The sequence below is a fragment of the Kribbella sp. NPDC051718 genome, assembly GCF_040681515.1.
Lineage (GTDB): Bacteria > Actinomycetota > Actinomycetes > Propionibacteriales > Kribbellaceae > Kribbella.
Map to the genome: position 1 here is coordinate 39,267 of NZ_JBFAYZ010000004.1, position 17,393 is coordinate 56,659.

General features: G+C 68.6%; 15 protein-coding genes. 9 read left to right on the forward strand and 6 right to left on the reverse strand.

Going from position 1 to position 17,393, the window contains the following annotated elements; genetic code table 11:
* Window positions 1–119: 119 nt before the first annotated feature.
* The gene (gene cysC / locus AB0M15_RS15830; RefSeq protein ID WP_363818553.1) at window positions 120–677 is read right to left on the reverse strand and encodes an adenylyl-sulfate kinase; all 558 of its coding nucleotides are present in this window, start codon (window positions 675–677) and stop codon (window positions 120–122) included.
* Window positions 678–990: 313 nt separating this feature from the next.
* On the opposite strand from cysC, the gene AB0M15_RS15835 reads away from it, so the two are divergent.
* On the forward strand, window positions 991–1,647 hold the full coding sequence (locus tag AB0M15_RS15835; protein WP_363818556.1) for a DUF1345 domain-containing protein: 657 nt from the start codon (window positions 991–993) through the stop codon (window positions 1,645–1,647).
* Here AB0M15_RS15835 and AB0M15_RS15840 read toward each other — a convergent pair whose 3' ends face one another.
* Window positions 1,648–4,416: an AAA family ATPase gene (locus tag AB0M15_RS15840; RefSeq protein WP_363818558.1), complete on the reverse strand. Its 2,769-nt coding sequence runs from the start codon at window positions 4,414–4,416 to the stop codon at window positions 1,648–1,650. It abuts the gene before it with no gap.
* 122 nt (window positions 4,417–4,538) lie between these two features.
* On the opposite strand from AB0M15_RS15840, the gene AB0M15_RS15845 reads away from it, so the two are divergent.
* The 3 genes from AB0M15_RS15845 (at window position 4,539) to AB0M15_RS15855 (ending at window position 5,998) form a co-directional block, all read left to right on the forward strand.
* Entirely contained in the window at window positions 4,539–5,084 is a 546-nt protein-coding gene (locus AB0M15_RS15845) for an alpha/beta hydrolase (protein WP_363818560.1), read from the forward strand.
* A complete protein-coding gene (locus AB0M15_RS15850) occupies window positions 5,081–5,224 on the forward strand; it encodes a hypothetical protein (RefSeq protein WP_363818561.1) in 144 nt (47 codons plus the stop codon). Before AB0M15_RS15845 ends, AB0M15_RS15850 begins: the two co-directional genes overlap by 4 nt.
* Before the next feature lie 84 nt (window positions 5,225–5,308).
* On the forward strand, window positions 5,309–5,998 hold the full coding sequence (locus tag AB0M15_RS15855; protein ID WP_363818564.1) for an HNH endonuclease family protein: 690 nt from the start codon (window positions 5,309–5,311) through the stop codon (window positions 5,996–5,998).
* Between the two features lies 1 nt (window position 5,999).
* Here AB0M15_RS15855 and AB0M15_RS15860 read toward each other — a convergent pair whose 3' ends face one another.
* Window positions 6,000–6,416, reverse strand: a complete 417-nt coding sequence (locus AB0M15_RS15860; RefSeq protein WP_363818567.1) for a MarR family transcriptional regulator — start codon at window positions 6,414–6,416, stop codon at window positions 6,000–6,002.
* A gap of 57 nt (window positions 6,417–6,473) precedes the next feature.
* On the opposite strand from AB0M15_RS15860, the gene AB0M15_RS15865 reads away from it, so the two are divergent.
* Window positions 6,474–7,064 (forward strand): DUF6790 family protein, encoded by a 591-nt coding sequence (locus tag AB0M15_RS15865; RefSeq protein WP_363818570.1) that lies wholly within the window; start codon window positions 6,474–6,476, stop codon window positions 7,062–7,064.
* On the opposite strand, the gene AB0M15_RS15870 is transcribed toward AB0M15_RS15865, so the two are convergent.
* From AB0M15_RS15870 to AB0M15_RS15880, 3 genes are read right to left on the reverse strand one after another with little or no spacing between them, the layout of a single operon-like run.
* Window positions 6,954–8,285 (reverse strand): HAMP domain-containing sensor histidine kinase, encoded by a 1,332-nt coding sequence (locus AB0M15_RS15870; protein WP_363818573.1) that lies wholly within the window; start codon window positions 8,283–8,285, stop codon window positions 6,954–6,956. The genes AB0M15_RS15865 and AB0M15_RS15870 overlap by 111 nt on opposite strands.
* Before the next feature lie 2 nt (window positions 8,286–8,287).
* Entirely contained in the window at window positions 8,288–8,977 is a 690-nt protein-coding gene (locus AB0M15_RS15875) for a response regulator transcription factor (protein WP_363818576.1), read from the reverse strand.
* Window positions 8,978–8,991: 14 nt separating this feature from the next.
* Window positions 8,992–9,609, reverse strand: coding sequence for a hypothetical protein (locus AB0M15_RS15880; protein ID WP_363818579.1), 618 nt, complete (start codon window positions 9,607–9,609; stop codon window positions 8,992–8,994).
* Between the two features lie 64 nt (window positions 9,610–9,673).
* Between AB0M15_RS15880 and AB0M15_RS15885 the strand changes: the two genes are divergently transcribed.
* From AB0M15_RS15885 to AB0M15_RS15900, 4 genes are read left to right on the forward strand one after another with little or no spacing between them, the layout of a single operon-like run.
* Entirely contained in the window at window positions 9,674–10,867 is a 1,194-nt protein-coding gene (locus AB0M15_RS15885) for an amidohydrolase family protein (RefSeq protein ID WP_363818582.1), read from the forward strand.
* Between the two features lie 9 nt (window positions 10,868–10,876).
* On the forward strand, window positions 10,877–12,061 hold the full coding sequence (locus tag AB0M15_RS15890; RefSeq protein WP_363818584.1) for a M48 family metalloprotease: 1,185 nt from the start codon (window positions 10,877–10,879) through the stop codon (window positions 12,059–12,061).
* 56 nt (window positions 12,062–12,117) lie between these two features.
* A complete protein-coding gene (locus AB0M15_RS15895; RefSeq protein WP_363818587.1) occupies window positions 12,118–15,279 on the forward strand; it encodes a DUF4011 domain-containing protein in 3,162 nt (1,053 codons plus the stop codon).
* A complete protein-coding gene (locus AB0M15_RS15900; protein ID WP_363818591.1) occupies window positions 15,254–17,377 on the forward strand; it encodes an AAA domain-containing protein in 2,124 nt (707 codons plus the stop codon). Before AB0M15_RS15895 ends, AB0M15_RS15900 begins: the two co-directional genes overlap by 26 nt.
* Window positions 17,378–17,393 lie beyond the last annotated feature (16 nt).

The following is a 17,393-nucleotide window of genomic DNA, read 5'->3' on the forward strand; positions in this document are numbered from 1 at the left end:
ACCACCACAACCGCCGAGTCGCCCCCTCCACCCACTCGCATGGCGTCGAACCTACACGGACGACTGGGCCATCCAGATCGACGATGCACTGCGGGAAGCCCTGAAGGCGTCCTTCCGAGTCAGACCAGACCTCGGAAGGACAGCATCGCCATCAACTGGTCGACCGTCTCGTCGATCTCGAACGCCTCGGTCCGCAGGCACAACTCAGGAGACTCCGGTGATTCGTACGGGTCGTCCACACCAGTCAGTCCGGTCAGCTGTCCCGAACGTTGTAACGCGTACAGGCCTTTGACGTCGCGGCGGGAACAGATTTCCACCGGTGCGGCGACGTGGACCTCGAGGAACCGGACCCCGGCCAGCTCGTGCTGCTCGCGGACCGCCAGCCGCGATTCGGCGTACGGCGCGATGACCGGAACGAGCACCTTGACTCCATGGCGGGCCAGCAACTCCGCGGCCCAGCCGATCTGCCGGACGTTCAGGTCGCGGTCGGCCCGGGTGAACCCCCGGGCGCCGAACCTCGAGCGGATCTCGTCGCCGTCCAGGATCTCGACCCGATGGCCGTCACCTTCCAGCCGCTTCGCCGCGTGCCTGGCAATCGTGCTCTTGCCCGAACTGGGCAATCCCGTCAACCAGATCGTCGCGCCCGCGTCCGTCCCGTTCGGCCGGCTGTCCGTCATGATTCACCGAGCGACGCACTGCTACGGTCAGGCACAGTCCACTCCATCCTGAGCTGCGCTCCAACCTGGCCGAACACCGGTCGCAACGCGAGTCGCTAGAGCCGAGGACTATAGCAATCCACCCCCGGCGACCGCCTCGATTTTGCAGCTATGTGCAGAAGTACAGCAGCCCCGCCGCGACGAGATGCTTGCCTAAAGCAACTTCTCGCCGGACGATGCCGGCGCGGGAGGAGCCCTCCCTCTTGTGCGGCGCGCCGTGGCCGATGGCAACGAGTTCGGGGGTTCAGCCGGTTTGAGTGGCTACGATCCGCGGGTGGCCAGAGTGCGGGTTGACGGGGCTGTCCGGGTACTGCTCGCGGTGGCGGGTGTGGTGTTGCTGCTGGTTCTGTGGGTTGTGTCGGTACCTGACAAGGTGACGGTGCTGACGCTGGTCGGCTGGGACGTGCTCGCGCTTGTCTTCGTGGGTCGTCAGGTGCGGGCGATGCGGCGTGGCCGGACCTCGACCGGCGAGCCGGCCGACTGGCTGCTGCCGGCGCGGTGGATGCGGTTGCGGTTCGGCGCGGTCGTACTGGCCAGTGCGGCGGGGCTGTCGAGCGGTCTGCTGATCGTGAGCGTCGACGCGATCGAGGCCGAGCTGGAGGACAGCTTCGCCAGTCTGTCGGCGATCAGGGCGCTGGCCGCGGTCGCCGTCGTACTGGCCTGGCTGATCCTGCACAGCGGCTACTCGATGCACTACGCGAACCTGTACTTCGAGCGCGGCGGCGGCATCAGGTTCCCCGGTACCGAGACGCCGAACTTCCTCGACTTCGCGTACTTCGCCTTCACCGTCGGCGCGACCTTCGCCACCTCCGACGTCGAGATCACCGACCGCCGGATCCGGCACGCCGTGCTGTGGCACTCGGTGCTGGCCTTCTTCTACAACGCCGCGGTGATCGGCATCGCGATCGGAGCCTTCACCGGCAAGAGCTGATCAGGGTTTGAGTTTGTTGGCCAGTTCGGTTCGGGACCGGACGGCGAGTTTGCGGTAGACGCGGGTGAGGTTGGCTTCGACTGTCTTGACGGACAGGAACAGTTCGGCAGCGACCTCCTGGTTGGAGCGGCCGGCGGCCACTAGTTCGGCCACCCGTCGTTCTGTTGCCGTGAGCATCGAAGTGCTGGGGTGCAGGCCGATGCGGTCGGCGTCGTCGCGGGCGCGTTCGGCCCAGCGGGGGATGTTGAGGTCGTCGAAGGCTTTTGCTGCCGCCGTGAGGGTTTCGTTGGCCAGGCCCTTCTGGCCGGCGCGGCGGTAGACCTGGCCCAAGGCCAACTTGGTCCGGGCGGCTTCAAACGGAGACTCGGCTCCTGACAGGTCCGCAAGACGGCGAAGCTCCACCAACGCAGTGTCGATATCGCCTCGGGCTGCTGTGAGCAAAGACTGGCAACGGTCCGCCGCGACGGTTGCCTCGGGGCGGCCGGCCGCGCCCTGACGGCGAAGCAGCTTGACGGCTGTATCGACCTCGTCCAACGCGCCGACCTGCAAAGCGGCGTCCGCGTAGTCGACCTGCCAGAGGAGCTGCTCCAGATCGACGAACTCGTACCGGGCGAAGATCCCGGCCAGCTCGCGGAGCGGGACGAGGGCGGCCTGCCAGTTCCTGGCCGAGACCTCGACGAAACCGAGCTGTGCCAGGAACCCGGCCTGCCAGTACGGCACTCCGGTCGCCCCCGTCCGTTCGACGCCCTTCTGGGCCAGCTCGCGCGCGGTCTCCAGCTCACCGCTGTGGCCGGTGACCAGGACGCGGGCCATGTACTCCTGCAGCCCGAAGCCGCTGACCCAGGCACTCACCCGACCTGCTTCGTCCAACGCCGCCGCGGCGGCCGGCACCTTGGAGGCGCGGATGAGGACCAGCACGAGGGTGATGTAGAGGCTGGACAGATCGCCGTACCGGCCGGACTCGACGGTTCGCTCGATGCCCTCCCGGACGACTCCCTCGGCCGCCTCGTCGTTCCAGTCCGCGTAGAAGCTGTGCGCGTACGCCCGTTCCGCGGCGGAGAGTTCGATCGCGGACTCGGCGACCAGTCGATCGATCTCGGCGAGCGTCCGCCGCCCCTCGCCGGTCCCCCAGAGCCAGTGGATGCTCTGCCGCACGTTCAGTGCCGCCAGCTGGACATCCGGCCGGTTCGCTTCGACGGCCGCCCGGATCGTCAGCTCGATCAGCCGGAGTACCAGCCGGCCGTGTCCCTCCATCCGGTGGTACTCGGTCAGATCCAGCAGGATCTCGGCCCGGACCGGGCTGCCAACGGGTGCCGTCCGGAACGCCTGCTCGGCCTTGGGCCTGCTGACGACCACATCGCCCGCCAACCGGGACTCCCGCAGCAGTACCTGCGCCCGCTGCTCAGGAGTCTCGGCCAGGGCCGAACCTTTCTCCAGCGCGGTCCGGGCCGCCAGCGCATCACCGGCGCCGAGGTAGGTGTCGACCGCTCGGGTCCAACGGTTGAAGCTGCTGGTCGTGTCCAGATCGGACGGCGTCGCCACCGCCGCGCCCTCGAGCAGTTCCCCGGCCAGCTGCTGGGCACCGCGACTGCGGGAGATCTCGGCCGCGCGTTCCAGCTCAGTGGCCACCATCTCGTCGGGAGCGATGATCGACTTCGACCGGTGCCGGGCCCGCTCGACCGGATCTTCGAGCTTGTCCGCGAGTACCCGATGCGCTCGTCGTCGATCAGCCGGCGCAGCGGCGTCGTAGATGGCCGAGGCCAGCAGCGGGTGAGTGAAGCCGACCACCGATCCGGCCCCGATCCGCGCGATGTCGGCGTCGTCGGCCGCTTCGAGGGCGGACCTGAGCATGCCCTCTTCGACGATCCGTTGCAGCTGCGACACCGTGAGCCGCCCGGCCGCTGAGACCAGCAGCAGGACCTCGCGAGCGGCCGCCGACAGCAACAGCGAGACCTTTTCGCTGAGCAGCCCGGACAGACTCGGCGGGAGGGGAAAGATCGGGTCCTGGCCTTGCTGAGCACTCCAGCGCCACTTCGAGACGTCCGACTGCATCGCCAGCGCGATCATCAACGCCAGGAACGGGTTACCGCCGCTCGCGCGCGCCACACCGGCAGCCATCGGCGGAGTCCACCGCCTCCCGAGCCGCTCACGCAGCAGCTGGCCGATCGCCCAGTCCTCCAACGGCTGGAGCCGGACATCGCGCCGCGGCTCGGGCAATGACTGCAGCAGCGCAGCACCCGCATCCGGATCAGGCCGCATCCCGACCAGTACGCCCAACCGCTCGGGGTCCACAGCCCGTACTGCGAAGGCCAGGCTGCCTTCACTCGCTTGATCCAGCCACTGCAGGTCGTCGATGACCAGGGTGACCGGGCTGATCTCGCAGAGCCTGGCCAGCAGCCCACGGACGGCCAGCGGCACGGCCAGGGCGTCCGCATCGCGCCCCTCCGGCTCGGCACGTTGCAGGGAGATCGCCAGTGCCCGCTGCTGCGGACCGGGCAGCTGATCGAGTACGCCGTCCGGGCACTGGTTCACCAACTCGGCCAGACCGGCGAACGGCAGCCCCCGGTCGAACTGGGTCGGACTGATCGCCAGCACCCGGCGACCCCGCCGCTGCGCCAACTGGCCGGCGACCTTGAGCAGACTGCTCTTGCCGAACCCCGGCTCGCCCGTCACCGCAGCGCTGCCACCGTGCTCCAGCAAGTCGCTCACAGCCTGCAGTGCGTCGTCACGGCCGAACAGGCCGTAGGCGGTCGCCGATACCTGATCCACCCGGACATCATCCGTTACCTCGTCAACGGGAGCGAGGGGCGGGCCGAGGGTTTTCCCGGCAGCGACGACGAGGGTTCCCACCCTAATTTCGTCCTCATCACCAACCACCCCTGGAGGACGAAATGAACGCACCGGCCATCCTGCTCATCCACGGCGGCTTCGTCGACGGCTCCGGCTGGCGCGGCGTCTACGACCGGCTGCGGGCGCAGGGGCACCGCGTCGCCGTAGTACAGAACCCGACCCTGACCCTCGAAGGCGACGTCGCCGCGACCCACCAGATCATCGACCAGCTCGACGGCCCGGTGGTCCTGGTCGGCCACTCGTACGGCGGCGCGGTCATCACCGAGGCGGGCCGGCACGAGAAGGTGGCGGGCCTGGTCTACATCGCCGCCTTCGCGCCGGAGAAGGACGAGTCGGTCGTCACCCTGACCTCGAACCCGGCTCCCGGTGCGCCCGTACCGCCGATCCTGCCGCCGCAGGACGGCTTCCTCTTCCTCGACCGGGAGAAGTTCCACGACTCCTTCGCCGGCGACCTGCCCAGCGACGAGGCAGCCTTCATGGCCGACTCGCAGATCCCGTGGGGCCTCGGTGCGCGGGCGGCACGATCACCGAGCCCGCGTGGCGCTCGAAGCCGAGCTGGTACCTGGTCGCCACCGACGACCGGATGATCCCCCCGCCGGTCCAGCACGACATGGCCAAGCGCGCCGGCGCCACCGTCCGCGAGGTGCCCGGTAGCCACTCGGTCTACGTCTCCCAGCCCCAGGCCGTCGCCGACCTCATCCAGACAGCCGTCGACTCCCTGGCCTGATCCGGTTCCGCACTGGCGGGCACGTAGGGATCCCCCAGCATGCCCGCCGGTTCCCGTCGCCGCGCGTGCTGATAGAACCCGCCGGTGACCTCTGCCCGCCCTGCCGTCCTGCTCTTCTCGCTGCTTCTCCTCTCCACCACCGCCTGCACCCCGATCGAGCAACAACCAGCCGGTACTTCGGGAAGCTCGATCCGCTCAGAACTCGCCCTCCTGAAAGTCGTCGCCACCCGTCCCAAGGTGAAGGGCTACGACCGCGACTGCGGCAAGTCCGGCGCCTGCTCGTTCGGTCAGCCCTGGTCCGACAACCACACCGGCCCGGGCGGCCACGACGGCTGCGACACCCGCAACAACGTCCTCGCCAAGCAACTCACCGACGTCACCTACAAGGCCGGCCCGAAGCACTGCGTGGTGATGTCCGGCCAACTGCTCGATCCGTACACCGGCCGCCTGATCACCTTCCGCAAAGCAGCCGCGAGCAAGGTGCAGATCGACCACATCTACCCACTCGCCCGAGCCTGGGACCTCGGCGCCTCGACCTGGCCGGCCCAGCGTCGAGTCGACTTCGCGAACGACCTGACCGACAACCTCCTGGCCGTCGACGGCGCCACGAACGCCAGCAAGTCCGACCAGGGTCCGGGCGAATGGCTCCCCCTCAACAAGTCGTTCCGTTGCACCTACGTCGCCCGCTACCTCCACGTCGCGGCGAAGTACAAGCTCCCCATCACCCGCGACGACCAGGCAGCCGCCAAAACCCTCGCCCCAACTTGCAAGTGACTCAGTCCTTGAGGAGTTGGGCCAGTTTGGCGGTGTCGGCCAAGTACCGGTCGTAGGGGAAGCCGGCTTGCTGTAGATAGGTGCGGAGCTGGTCGTAGAGGGGCTTTCCGCCGTCGTGGAAGGCTTTACGGCCGGCTTCGGTGATGGTGACGAGACGGCGGCGGCCGTGGTCGGGGTCCTGGGTGACTTGCACCAGACCAGCCGCTTCCAGTGGACCGAGGGCCCGGCTGACCGCTGGGTCGGAGACCAGCAACGCCTGCGCGAGTCGGTGCTGGGTCGCCGGCTGAATGTCTTCCAGGGTGCCCAGCAGGCGGAGCTGGCTGTAAGTCAGGTCGCCGGGGCCGTCACCGCGTTGCCGCGCGGCCTCTCCGAGCAGGAACACCACGCGATGCAGCAGGTCTGCGAGTCCGTCATCCACCAGGCGAGCATACCTGAATCTTGCGCAGTTAATATTAACCATGCAACACTCGATCACATGAGCACACCTTCCTATCTCGTACAGACCTCTGTTCCCCTGCTCTGGCTGCTGATCGCGGTCGTGGGCGCAACGATCCGCACCCGCCACAGCCCGTCCGCCGAGGCGAAGCTGGAGACCTGGCAACGCTGGTGGGCGATCGCCGCCCTCGGCTGCGGCAGCCTGTGGATGACGATCTCGTTCATCCTGATCCCGGATGTGATGTCCACCGCGATCGGGTTCGGGCAGACGCCGTTCGAGTTCGAGATCGCCTTCGCCAACCTCTGCCTCGCAGTGCTGGGCTTGCGCGCCGCCTCACCGTCAGCTTCGGCGAGAGAGCGCATCACCATCGGCCTCGGTGCGGGCATGTTCCTCTGGGGCGCGGTGATCGGCCACCTGTACCAATGGTTCGCCAACGGCGACCACGCGCCGGGCAACACCGGTGGCGTCCTGATCTACGACCTGCTCATCCCTGCCGTCATGATCGGCCTCGCGGTCGCCTCAAGGCGCCGCGAGGGTCAGGTGGACGGAGGAGCCGCGCGGGAGGTTCGGGTGGATGGTCAGCCGGCCACCGGCGGCCTCGGCGCAACGACGGGCTATGTCAAGGCCTAGGCCGGTGGAGCCGCGGTCGCTGCGGCCGCGCTCCCCTGCTCCTAGTGGGATCCCCGGGCCTTCATCGGCTACGACGATCAGTACGCCGGCACTGCCGCCGACCGGCTGCCGGGTGAGGATGATCCGCGCCGGGGTGCCGTCGGGCGTGTGGGCGACGACGTTCTCCACGAGGGCGTCGAGTGCCGCGGACAGGTCGTCGGCTGAGGCGCGGACCATGGCAGGCGGCTGCACTAGGTCAAGTACCAGGTCCCGGCCTTGGTCCTCGAACAGTGGGGCCCAGAAGGCGGCCCGGGCGCGAGTCACCTCGACTGCGTCGCAGTGTGGGACACGGCCCTCGCGTTGGGGTCGGCGGGCCGCGCTGATGACAGCGGTGAGGGTGCGCTCGAGGCTGTTGACCTGGGTGTTGAGCTCCTCGGCTCGCTCGCGGTCGGGGAGCGCCTCGACCTGCAGACGGAGTGCGGTGAGCGGGGTGCGGAGGCGGTGCGAGAGGTCGGCGACGGCTTCACGTTCGACGGCGATGACCTCGTCGATGCGATCGGCGAGACCGTTGAGGGCGGCGCCGACCTTGGCCACCTCGGCCGGGCCGGTCGTGGGGGCTCGCGCGTCGACGTCGCCCCGGGCCAGGCGTTCCGCGGTACGGGCTGTTTCTTCCAGGGGGCGGGCCAGGCGGCGGGAGACGAGTTCGGCGCCGATCACGCTGAGGAGGAGGACCAGGAGGCTTCCGCCGAGCAGGATCAGGAGGCGGGTGGGCAGGCCCTCGTACAGTTCGTCGGCGGTCAGGTAGAGGCATACGGTCGCGGGGCCGGTCGGCGTACCGACGCTGATGTCCGTCGCTTTGCCGCCGCCGATGGCGCGGGAGGATGCGGTCGAGAGTTTCGGCGGGCCGTGCTTGTCGTCGTTGTCGTCGTCATCGTCGCCCGGCACCGGCTTGGGATCGGCGACGCCGCCGGGTGGCGGGTCGCCGAGGGTGGTGCCGTTGGGGAGGCGGACGGAGATCCGGCCGGCGCTGTTCTTCTTGACCTCGTCGATGTACGCCTGGATGTCGGCGGCCGTGTGGTCCCTGTCGCCGACGTAGTACGCGACGTTCTCGGCCTGGTAGCGAGCAGCCTTGAGCGACTCGTCGGCGGCGGCGTTGCGCAGCAGCAGAGTGAGCGGGATCGCGAAGGCGAGCACGACCAGGGTGGTCATGCCGACCGAGAGCAGCAGGATCCGGCGGCGCATCGTCAGCCTGCTTCCGGAGATGCGAGCTTCACGCCGACGCCGCGGACGCTGTGCAGGAAGCGCGGCTCGGCGGCCGTCTCGCCGAGCTTGCGGCGCAGCCAGGAGAGGTGGACGTCGACAGTACGATCGCCGCCACCCCACGGCAGACCCCAGACCTCGGCCAGCAGCTCGCGCTTCGTCACGACCGTCCCCGCCCGACGCGACAGGGCGAGGAGGAGGTCGAACTCCTTGCGGGTCAGGTCGACGGGTTGGCCGTCGACGGTCACCTCGCGGCTCCGCGGGTCGATGGAGAGCGCGCCGAGGCTGAGCGTCGACTCCTCCTGCTGGTCGGGGCCGCCTCGGCGTAGTACCGCCCGAATCCGGGCGTCGATCTGGACGGAGCTGAACGGCTTGATCACGTAGTCGTCAGCGCCGGCGTCGAGCAGCCGTACCACGCTCGCGTCGTCGTCACGGGCCGTCGCGACGATCACCGGTACGTCGCTGACCGCGCGAACCATCGCGAGCACGTCCCGCCCGTCGAGATCCGGCAGCCCGAGATCGAGCAACATCACGTCGGGCTTGTCCCGGGCAACCGCCGCGACCCCTTCGGCCCCACTGGCGAGCGCCGTGACCGCATGCCCGGCGGCCGTGAGCGACTTGCCCAGCGACGTCCGGATCGCGTCATCATCCTCAACCAGCAGAACCCTTGCCATGCTGTCGAGGGTAGCTAGGGGGTCGGCAGTCTCAGGCCGGTACTGCGAAGTTCCAGGTCGGCGAGTCGGGTGATGACGGCCGTGTCGCCCTCGCGCCAGGCGGTGACCGGGTCGTCGGAGATCTTCGCCAGCTTGTGCATCGGCTGGTTGGCCATCGCCCGGAGCGCGAACAGGTCGAGGTCGGCCGCGTTGTCGATGAACCTCCGCGCGGCCGTCGCGCGCCTGGAGAACCTGATCCGCCGCGGCAGCCAGATCAGCAACGCGAACAGCACGGGCAACCCGATCGTCACGCCGGCCAACAGATAGGCCAACTGCTCGACCGCGTGCGCCTGGTCCCGCCCCGCCTCGGCCAGCCTGGACGCCGCATTCGCCGCTCCGTCGATCGGCGCGCGCAACTCGTCGCCGACCGCCGGCACCTTGCCCACCGGTTCCGAGAACCGGTGCAGGTCGGCCGCCAGCCCGTCACCGGCCTCGGCCGTCTTGCGACCGGGGTAGCCCAGCGCATTGGTGATCTTGAAGACGGTCAGCCCGAGCGCGGTACAAAACGCGATCCAGCCCAGCAACAGCAGATCCCCGAAAGCCTGCCCGAACCGCTGCACACCCACATCGGAGTAGAGCTTCACGCCGGTCATCTCCTCGATCGGTTACCCCACCAATGCCCATGTGCGAGCGGGCTGACACTAGTACCGTCGGTTCATGATCGGGATCGAGGCCGACGGCGTGTTCGACGGAGAGTTGTACTCCGGCGGCGGCGCCGTCGTGCTCGTCGACGGTGGCCGGATCGTCAGCGTCGGACCAGCCGGTACTACGCCCGCCGGGTGCGAGGTGATCCGCTTCGACGGCTGCACTGTCCTGCCGGGCCTGATCGACACCCACGTACACCTCTGTTGCGACAGCAACCCAGGCGCCCTCGACCGCATCCCCGACTTCACCGCGACCGAGCTGGATGCGGTCATCGAGAACTCGCTGCGGATGCATCTGGCCAGCGGCGTGACGACCGTACGAGACCTGGGCGACCGCGACTGGGCGGTCGTCGACTGGCGCGCCCGACATTCTGGCGCCCTACTACCGACCATCCTCGCCAGCGGACCACCGATCACCACTCCCAACGGTCACTGCTGGAACATGGGCGGCGCCGTCTCCGGCGACGACGCACTGCGCGCAGCCGTTCGCGAGCGAGCTTCCCGCGGAGCCGAAGTCGTCAAGATCATGGCCAGTGGCGGCGTCAACACCCCCGGCACCGACCCGGCCGCCGCCCAGTTCACCGCCGCGGAACTCCTTGTAGTAGTTGAGGAATCCCACACCGTTGGCCTCCCGGTGACAGCCCACGCCCACTCCCTGGATGCCATCCGCTTCGCCCTCGCGGCAGGCGTCGACAGCATCGAACACTGCTCTTTCATCACAGCATCCGGAGTCACCGTCGACGAGTCCGTCATCAGCGACCTTGCCGCTTCCGGTACTCCGGTCTGCCCGACGCTGGGCATCCTTCCCGGCATGAGCCCGCCACCCGCAGTACTCGAGCGACTGAGTAGTACAGGCACTGACCTCAGCAGCCGCAATCGCCTGTTTGCCCGTCTCCACCAATCCGGAGTACGCATCATCTCCGGCTCCGACGCCGGCATCGGCCCCGGCAAGGCCCATGGCGTCTTCCCAGAGTCCATCATCGCCCTCACCGAAGGCGGCGTCTCCCCCACAGCGGCCCTGACCACCGCCACCCTCCACGCCGCAACCGCCCTCAACCTCCCCACCAAAGGCCACCTCACCCCCGGCGCCGACGCCGACCTCTTGGTTGTCTCCGGCAACCCGACCACCGACATCCCCACACTGCGTTCACCCCAGGCGGTGTTCGTCGGCGGTCGGCGTGAACTTTCTGTCAGTGGGGGTCGTTAAGGTGACGTTGTGGTTGAGAAGTCGCTTGGAGTGCTGGGTTATCACCGGGCCGTCCTGTCGCAGGTACGCCGGGTGGATGAGCGCGCCTGGACGGCTTTGCGGGACGGGGACGCGCGGGATGACGGGCTGAGCGACGTACTGCTGCGGAACACGTACCGGCTCGAGGCGGAGAGTCACGCCGAGTTGCATGCGGCGGGGCGGCGGGCGGCGGAGGCACTCGGGCTTCAGGTGGAGATCGAGTTCTTCCAGGCGCAAGGGGCCGGGCAGCCCAATGCGTCGTTGCTGCATCAGGGCGATCGGGCGGTGATTCTCTTTGAAGGACCGCTGCTGGATCGGTTGGATCCGGATGAGCTGACGGCGGTCTGCGGGCACGAGTTGGCGCATCGGGTGCTGTGGACCGTGGAGGACGGCGCGTATCTGGCGGTCGACCGGCTGCTCGACGCGGCGGCCGCCGACGCGCGCACCCCAGCGCAGTATTTGGAGACTCGTCGCCGCTGGGTGATGGCCTGCGAACTGTTCGCCGACCGTGGTGCCCTCGTCGCCTGTGGAGACCTCGGTACTACGGTGCGCGCGTTACTGAAAGTCCAAACAGGACTGGGCTCCGTCGATCCGACCGCCTATCTCCGCCAAGCGAATGAGCTGGACCTGAGCACCGGCAGCCGCGGGACGAGCCACCCCGAAGGAGTCGCTCGCGCCTGGGCACTCCAGAACTGGCTGGCCGACGAAGACGTGGAGGTGCTGCTGACCGGCCCGCTCGACGTCGACTCGCCCGATCTGCTCGACGCCGCGTTGTTGCGCGAGCTGAGCATGGACTTCGCGGCGCACATCGCCCATTCGGAGGGGCTGCGTTCGGACACGGTCGCCACGTTTGCGGCCGGGTTCGCGGATCCGCCCGGGCCTCTCGGCGTACCGGGTGGTGCGGTGCCGCGCTTCGACGAACCGTTGGCGATCCGGCCGGTCGACGGCGCACCGATCCCACGGCCACGCGCGTTGACGGGTGCGACCCGGCAGTACCTCTGCTATCTCCTGCTCGATCTCGCGACGGCCGACCCCGAGCTGGGTGATGACGGGCTCATCGCGTCGCTGCGGGTGGCACGGCGGGCCGGGCTTTCGGAGTACGACGATCTGGCCGACGACGAGCTCGGCTGGAGCGACAAGCGCCGGGCCGAGCTGACCCAGGCGGTGACGCCATGACAACCCCTGCCGCTGGTGGCGGCGACATGAGGACCCCCGCCGCAGTTGGCGACGGTATGAGGGATCTCGTCGCGCTGGCCGTCTCGCAGGGCGGGCTCGGCAACGACGCCTTGCTGGCCGCGGTCCTGCCGCTGTTCCATGCCACCGCGGAGGTGCACGAGCGCGGCCTGGTCGCGCCGTTGCGTGGGCTCGACCGGATCACCGTCGACGACCGGACCAGACTGGGTTTCGCACCGGAAGGTGCGTCACGCCCAGTCGTCCAAGCCGCCGAAATCGCCGCCAGGGAAGGGCATCGGGCCTCGGCGGTCGAGGTGGTCGCACACCGTCAGACCGAGCTCGACCTCGGCGAGAGCGGCGGGCGACCGCAGTTGCAGGTGACCGAGCCGACGCCCGCGGCGATCACCGCGCCGGCGCTCGTGCCGGGCTGGCAGAGCTGGGAGCACGTCCTCGGTCATCACGATCCGCTGACCGACATCTTCAGCCTCGGCCAGCTCCTGATCGGCCTCGGCTGCGGGCTCGACCTGTCCCGCACCGAGGACGTCGCCCGGCTGATCGATGCCCGAGGCAACTTCTATGCGCTGACCGGTTCGCTGCATCCGGTGATCGTCTCGGTGGCTTCGCAGATGGCCGAGCCCGATCGTCACCACCGCGCCCAGGACCTGCGCTCGCTGATCGAGCAACTGGAGAACTACCGCGACCAGCCGCTCGACTTCGACGTCGACGCGATCACCCGCGACACGGCGGACCGGCGCGAGGCAGTCCTGAAAGCCTTGCGGGACAGGCTTTTCGACCTCTCCCGCCGCAACCGGCTGGTCAGCTTCCGGCATACCGCCCAGACGATCAACCTCACCGAGGTCTCGGTCCCGCTGATGCTCGACGTGCGCAACATCCGCGCCGAGCAGCTCTTCACCTGGAACGCCGATCTCGCCGCGCAACTCGTCGACGGCAAGGCCAGACCGCTCGGCAGATGGATCCGGTACGACGAAGCCCCGTACGCCGCCTCCGCGCTGGACAAGCTGATCTCGACGGCCAGGCGCGACCGAGCGGAGTACGGGCAGGACCAGCTGCGGCTCGTCCCGGCGTTCCTGCGCTGGCACGATCTGAAGAACGATCCGGCGACGCGGCTGACCTCGCCGCTGGTGCTGGTCAAGGTCGAGCTCGCGAAGAAGCGGGGCGTGCGCGATTCGTACACGCTGCGGATCACCGACCCGATCGCCGAGATCAACCCGACGCTGCGCCATCACCTGCACCAGCTGTACGGGATCAACCTCCCGGCCAAGGTGGATCTGAGCGAGCCGGACGCTGTCGAAGTACTGCACGAGAAGTTGCGGGCCGAGCTGCAGGCGTCCGAGCCCGGGCTGCAACTGCACTTGCGTGCCAAGCCGCGGATCGATCTCGTCCGGCAGCGCGCGATGGTGAAGCTGCGGAACTACCGGCGGCGGCAGCACGGGAACACGGCGAACGAGTTCGGCGGACGGCACTATTCCTACTCGTACCGGCGGCCGGACTATCAGCCGCTCGGGGTGCAGATCTTCCGCAATCAGCTTGCTGTGCAGGAGTTGCCGCTGAGTGTCGTGTTCGGCGAGCCGCGCCGGCCGGGCGCGATCGAGACCGACAGCTACACGCTGGAGACGGGCGACGACGGCAGCCCGTATTCGTGGGACGTCGATCTGTGCGCGGTCGCGCTGGCGAACTTCAACTACCGAACGCTCGGCCTCGTCCGCGACTACGACGAACTGCTCGAGACGGATCGGTCGTGCCCGTCCTTCGACCAACTGTTCTCGGATCGGCCGCGCCCGTTGGTGAGCGATCCGCCTGAGCTGCCGACGTCGGCGCGCCATCTGGTCGTGCCGGCCGACGGCTCACAGGTGGCGGCGGTCGCGCGGGCGCAGCGCGGCGAAAGCTTCGTCATCCAAGGACCGCCGGGGACAGGTAAGTCGCAGACGATCACCAACATGATCGCCGACTTCGTGGCGCGCGGTCAGCGGGTTCTCTTCGTCTGCCAGAAACGCGCGGCGCTCGACGTCGTCCACGCCCGCCTGGTCAGCCGGCGGCTGGACGGGCTCTGCACGCTCATCCATGACTCCCAAGCCGACAAGAAGGCCTTCGTCCACGGCTTGCGCGACACCTACGAGACCTGGCTCGCTGCCTCAGACGATCTAGAAGATCTGACCGTACGCCGGGACGCACTGGTGGCCCGGGTGGACCTCCTCCTAGCAACCGTCGGCGAATTCGAGTCTCTGCTGGCCGGTGGCTCCCCCTCCCTGCGAACCGTCGTCAACACCCTGGCCGAGCTGCGCTCATCCTCCTGGGGTTCATCCCTGGAGCCGTCGCAGCGCAAACTGATCCCGTCGCCCGCCGATTGGTGGGCTTCCCGCGAGGTTGTAGGCGAACTGTCGTCCAGCTTGGCCGCCGCCGACCCCTCAAGCGGCGGCGTACTCTCCCGAAGCCCCCTAAGCCTCATCGCCCCCTCGGTCTGGTCAGCCCCCGGCGCCGACACCGAAATCCCCGCCACAGCCATCGAAGCCCGCACCGCGTGGACCACCGTCGCCGATGCTTTGGATTCCACCGCTCTGACACCACCCGCGGACGGTTGGTCATCCGTCGACCTCACCGTCCTACGCCGCCTGACCGAGCTCGGCAAGCTCATGCTCCCCCTAGCCGACCGCGGCAAGTCCGACGCCCTCGACCCCAACTCCCGCACAGCCCGCGAACTAAGAGCCGCCTCCACCGACCACGAGACGCTCGTATCCGCCGAGCAAGGCCTGGCAGGACGCCGCCGCCTGGACCACTCCTCTCCCCCCAGCCGACGCCCGCTCCGCCCTAACAGTTGCCAAAAGCAAAGAAGGCACCCTCCTGGCCTTCCTCTCCTCCGACTGGCGCCGCATCAAATCCCTGGTCCACACCCGAACAGACACCACATCCCGAGCCGTCCGCCCCACCATCACCGAACTCCTCACCACGTTGATCGCCGCCCAAGACAGCACCACCGCAGTAACCGCCAGCACCCAGAACGCCCTCCAAACCTGGGGCACCCCCAACCCCACAGCCCTCGCCGATTCCCTCCACCACCTAACCCAAGACAAAGCCCTAACCCCTTGGCTACCCACCCTCTCCACCGACCACCCAACACCCCCGCCACCCACCGCTGTAGGCGCGGGCGTTGCGGGCAGGCTTGCTGGGGTTGGGGAGTTGTTGGAGGTTGCCGAGGCGGTTAGTGGGCGGCTGTTGGTTGAGGAGTATGCGGAACGGACGTTGGGTGGGGTGCGGGAGGTTGTTGAGGTGCTGGCGTCGCCGGCTGTGGTGCCGGTGGTTCAGCGGTTGGTTTCGGTGATGCGGCGGTTTGGGGAGGTGCCGGCTGGGGTGCAGGACGCGGTGCGGGGGTTGGACGGTACTCCGGAGCAGTTGGAGTATGCGGTTTGTGGGTTGGAGTGGGAGCGGGCTCGGGCGGGGGCGCCGTTGCTGGGGGATGTGACGTCCGCGCGGCTCGACTCCATCGTCGGGGAGTTGAGTTTGGTGTACGACGAGCTGACCACGGTCAACGCCGAGGTGGTGGTGGCCGGGGTACGGCGGCGGTTCTTGAGTGAGCTCGCGCACTCGGAGGCGAGTGTGACCGGGATGCCGACGGAGGAACGGGCGCGCAAGAAGGCGTTCAGCGCCGGGCGACGCGAACTGGAGCACGAGTTCGGCAAGGTCATGCGCTACAAGTCGATCCGCGATCTTGCGTCGGGCGACCCCGGCCAGGTCGTCTCGCGGTTGCGCCCGGTCTGGTTGATGAGCCCGTCGTCGGTCTCGGACACGCTCCCGCTCGACACCTCCTTCGACGTGGTGATCTACGACGAAGCGAGCCAGATCCCCATCGAGGAAGCGATTCCGGCGCTGCACCGGGCACCGCAGGTGATCGTCGTCGGCGACCAGATGCAGCTGCCACCCACCCAGTACTTCCGCGTCGCCACCCCAGCCGCGGACCCCGACGACGAGGTCGAACACGTCGGCGTCGCGCTGTCCGACGACAGCTTCCTCGCGATCAGCGCGCTCCGGCTGGCGTCGACCATGCTGACCTGGCACTACCGAAGCCGTTCCGAGGCGCTGATCTCCTTCAGCAACGCAGCTTTCTACCAAGGCCGCCTGGCCACCATCCCAGACCGCCTCCCCGCCCACCCCGCACCCCCCTGGACCGTACGCGCCGGCAACGAGCCCCCCACCTCGCACACCCGCCCCACCGATGCCCAACCTGCCGGTGGCGCACGCTCGAACCCCCAACCCGACGGTGGCCCGCCCGCGAGCGCCCGATCCGGCGATGGCCGGCTGGCGAACACCCACCCCGGCGGTGGTGCGGTTGGGGGTGTGCCGTCTCAGGTGGCGGAGGTTGTGGAGGGGATGCTTGCGGGGAGTATTACTGCGGTGCGGGTTGCCGATGGCGTCTATGTGCGGCGGACGAATCCGGCCGAGGCGCGATGGATCGCCGGGCTGGTGCGCGAGATCTTGGCGCGCGACACCGGGAAGAGCCTTGGCATCGTGGCGTTCTCGGAGGCGCAGCAAGGGGAGATCGAGCGGGCGCTGGATGAATTTGCCGAGGCCGATCCGGTGTTCGGTGCGCAGTACGAGGCCGAGCAGGTGCGGACGCGGGACGAGCAGGATGCCGGGCTGTTCGTGAAGAACCTGGAGAACGTCCAAGGCGACGAGCGCGACATCGTCATCATGAGCGTCTGCTACGCCGCCGGCCCCGACGGCCGGATGCTGATGAACTTCGGCCCGATCAACACCTCCGGCGGCGAGAAGCGGCTCAACGTCATCTTCAGCCGCGCCCGCCAGCACATGGTCATCGTCAGCAGCATCGACCCCGAAGCCATCACCAACACCTACAACGACGGCGCCAACACCCTGCGCCGCTTCCTCACCTACGCCAACGCAGTCTCCCAAGCCAACCCCGAAGCCACCCAAGCAGCCCTCGCCCAGTACGCCGTACGCCGCCCCGGAGCCGGGGATGCGCTCCGATCGGCGGTCGCCCAGCAACTGGCCGAGCGACTGCGCACCGAAGGAGTCGTCGTCGAGACGGGCGTCGGTGAGTCGGTCTTCCGCTGCGATCTGGCGCTGCGCCGACCGACGCACGAGGGCCATCGACTCGCAGTACTGATCGACACTCCGGAGCGAGTCGCCGCGGACTCCCTCCTGGAACGTCTGACCACTCACCCACGAGCACTCACCGCAGGCGGCTGGCGGACCCACCACGTCCTCACCGGCGACTGGACCACCAACCCAGACGCAGTGCTGGCCCGCCTGCTCGACACCCTCGACCGCCCCACCGACAACTAGCCGACCACTCCGAAGC